Source organism: Okeania sp. SIO2F4 (assembly GCF_010672385.1).
GTDB lineage: Bacteria > Cyanobacteriota > Cyanobacteriia > Cyanobacteriales > Microcoleaceae > Trichodesmium.
Genome location: NZ_JAAHGT010001100.1, coordinates 1 through 2,896, shown reverse-complemented (window position 1 = coordinate 2,896; position 2,896 = coordinate 1). Strand labels below are relative to the sequence as shown.

The 2,896-nt window shown below is 36.4% G+C and carries 2 protein-coding genes; one reads left to right on the top strand and one right to left on the bottom strand.

The window, feature by feature from the left end:
• Window positions 1-955 precede the first annotated feature (955 nt).
• On the bottom strand, window positions 956-1,870 hold the full coding sequence (locus tag F6K22_RS37530) for a S1 RNA-binding domain-containing protein (protein WP_293109886.1): 915 nt from the start codon (window positions 1,868-1,870) through the stop codon (window positions 956-958).
• 83 nt (window positions 1,871-1,953) lie between these two features.
• Here F6K22_RS37530 and F6K22_RS37525 point away from each other — a divergent pair, with 83 nt between their 5' ends.
• On the top strand, window positions 1,954-2,076 hold the full coding sequence (locus F6K22_RS37525; protein WP_293109884.1) for a hypothetical protein: 123 nt from the start codon (window positions 1,954-1,956) through the stop codon (window positions 2,074-2,076).
• Window positions 2,077-2,896 lie beyond the last annotated feature (820 nt).

Below are 2,896 nucleotides of genomic sequence, written 5' to 3'. Positions count from 1 at the left end.
CTATTGAGGGCCAAATTTTAGGGAAAAATCGCGATTTTGAGATTGTTTAAGCAATCTTTTCATAAACGCTACAAGTCTTGATATGCAATAAATACAGGATTTTTGCTTCCCAGCCAATTTTGATGTATATTGATAACAAGTCTGTCGCTCTGCGCAGGTGCTTATTAAAATGAAAAAGAGCATTGGTGAGTATAAGTGCGTTCGCGAAGCGAAACGGAGTTTTATCCCAAAGCATTTTCCTGACGGAATGCTCCGCAAACATATCGGCGACAGCCGAAAACGTAGTTTTATCGCGTCATATCAAATCCGCTTGATTGGACATAAAAAAAATCTCCAATGTTCATAACTACTAAACCTTTGTAATTCTCTCTCCTCCTGACTCCTGACTCCTGACTCCTGATTCCTACTGACTTAACCAATCTATAACTATTTAACCGGATTTGATATCAGCAGATAAGATTGATAATTTTTTCCTCTTTTTCCAACCATTTCATCTTGATAAAAATTTCGACTATAGCTAAGAAATAATTGGTTAAGACATAGACTGATGATGAATCTATAGCAATCTTATGTGAGTTGTAAGATTTTGGTGGCATTTAGGAGTCACGAGTCGTAGGGGCGATTCGCGAATCGCCCCTACAGGAGTCAGAATTTTTAAGGTTTTCAGGCAAAACTAACTATCATAAAAATTCTCACATCTCATTCCTGATTGCTATAGAAAGCGAAAATGTTTTTCCAACTCTTCTGTGCTGCTTATTCCCTATTCCCTATTCTCTGCTATATAAAAATTGCTGAATAAGTTTTATGACCTATTCAGCCATCCTGAAAAGTAATAGAAAAATTACACCTATAGCTAAGAAAAAATTGGTGAGAACTTATGGGAATGATAAACCTTAGACTAGGAAATATTTTTCTGACTATTCCCTATTCCCTATTCCCTATTCCCTATTCCCTGCTATTGTAATTGAGGTAAAGCTTTTCTTGCCCTTTCTGCACGAGCGTCTGCTGACTCCATCACTTCATCAATTTTTTCCAACATTTCCCCTGGATAATTTTCTAACACCTTAGTAGAAAGAGAAATGCGCTTTCGACCCTCATCCAAATCAACAATCATCGCCTTAACCAAATTACCCTGGGCAAAAATTGTTGATAAAGAATCAACCCGTTTTTGACTAACTTGGGTAATATGCAGCAAACCAGTTAAACCCTCTAAATCTACAAAAACACCAAAAGGCTTCACTCCTGCAACCTTTCCTTCCACCAACTGACCAACTAATAACTTACTAAAACCAGCAGATTGAGCCGCCAAACGCTGAGACATTACAATTTTCTTTTTTTCTTGGTCTAACTCCAAAAAATTGACCGTCAATACTTGGTCAATCAATGACTCCAAATTATCCTTTGCCAAAAGATGAGAGCGCGGAATAAAACCCCGCAAAGATTCTACATCCACCGTCACCCCACCTTTATTAGTACCAATTACTCGAACTTGGAAAGACTGACCACCTTCTTTTAGTTCAAATAACTTCTCCCATATTTGATTAATTTCTAATTGCTTAATAGAAAGAAGCACTTCACCCTCTGCATCTTGGTCGCGGATAATTAGAAATTCTCTTTCTAGCTGTAGTGGTAGTGCTTCCGATAAATCTTGTGTGACTCCCAAAAAAGCTTCTTGAATAGGTAAAAGGGCTAAAGACTTACCCCCTATATCAACATAAACACCTTCAGATTCATAACTATATACTTTTCCAGTAACTATTTGTCCTTTTTGAAATTCATAATTATACTGAGGTTGTTCGAGAGCTTTGGCAAAGTCGTCCATTGAAAAGGACTGTTTACTTCCTTGAGAGCTAGTTGATTCGGGATTCATATACAGTAAAAAAAACACTAGGCTACTCAAATATAACTAATCTCTGGGGCATTGTTATACCAATTTCATAAAATATTGCTACAGTGACTCTGTTCTTGGGAGTCAGAACTCAGGAGTACCAAGTCAGATCAAATCCGGTTGAATACTTATTATTATATAGTTGGGGGTGGGGAGTGTGGGGAGTGTGGGGAGTGTGGGGAGATTGAAGTAATTATAGAATTATCAAGATATATTATATAACCGGATTCTAGATCGGGAGTTCATTAATTGATAATTGATAATGGATAATTGATAATTACAAGAAGGTTAAAACCGTTACGGAATTGAATATTGGGAAATTCAAGAGCACTTTTCTCTTGGTCGATTGGATATGGCGTTAGCGTTAGCGAAGCTCCTCTGCAAGAGGCAGCGGCTCTGTCAAGAGCGGGAAACCTCGCCATCCCATCCTAACGGAATGCTCCGCAAACGACCGCTTTTTCCCCTTAAAAGGGGAGGCTTTAAACCAGAATTAATTAATTATTAATAATTAATTAATTCTTCGGTAAGAATTGATAATATTTATTTTTTATAAGAGTAAAACTGTTCCATGATTGACTAAAAATAGTTTTATAACTAAAATAAGTCGTTTTTTGTCCCCAAGGGATAATTTGATTTTTACCCTCTACATCGACAGCAAACTTACTGATACTTTTATAATCATTTTAGTGTAACTATCTATGCATGAATTTGGTATTAGAAAAATAACCTATAGCAAAAGTTAAAAATCAAAAGTTAAAAGTAAGGTAATTAGGATTTACACAAAAACCGGGTTATGAGAGGAAATTTCGTGAGAGCGAAAAACAATAATTAGGGCAATAAACCCGGTTTTTTTGGGTGCATAAGTCCTGATAATTTGAGAATGCCTTGAGACTAATAGACCTCTCCAAAAATCAAAAATAAAATCAATTATCGTACAGAAATTATCAATTATTTCCCCTACTCCCTACTCCCTACTCCCTATTACCTCTTTTCTACAATTGTTGGCTA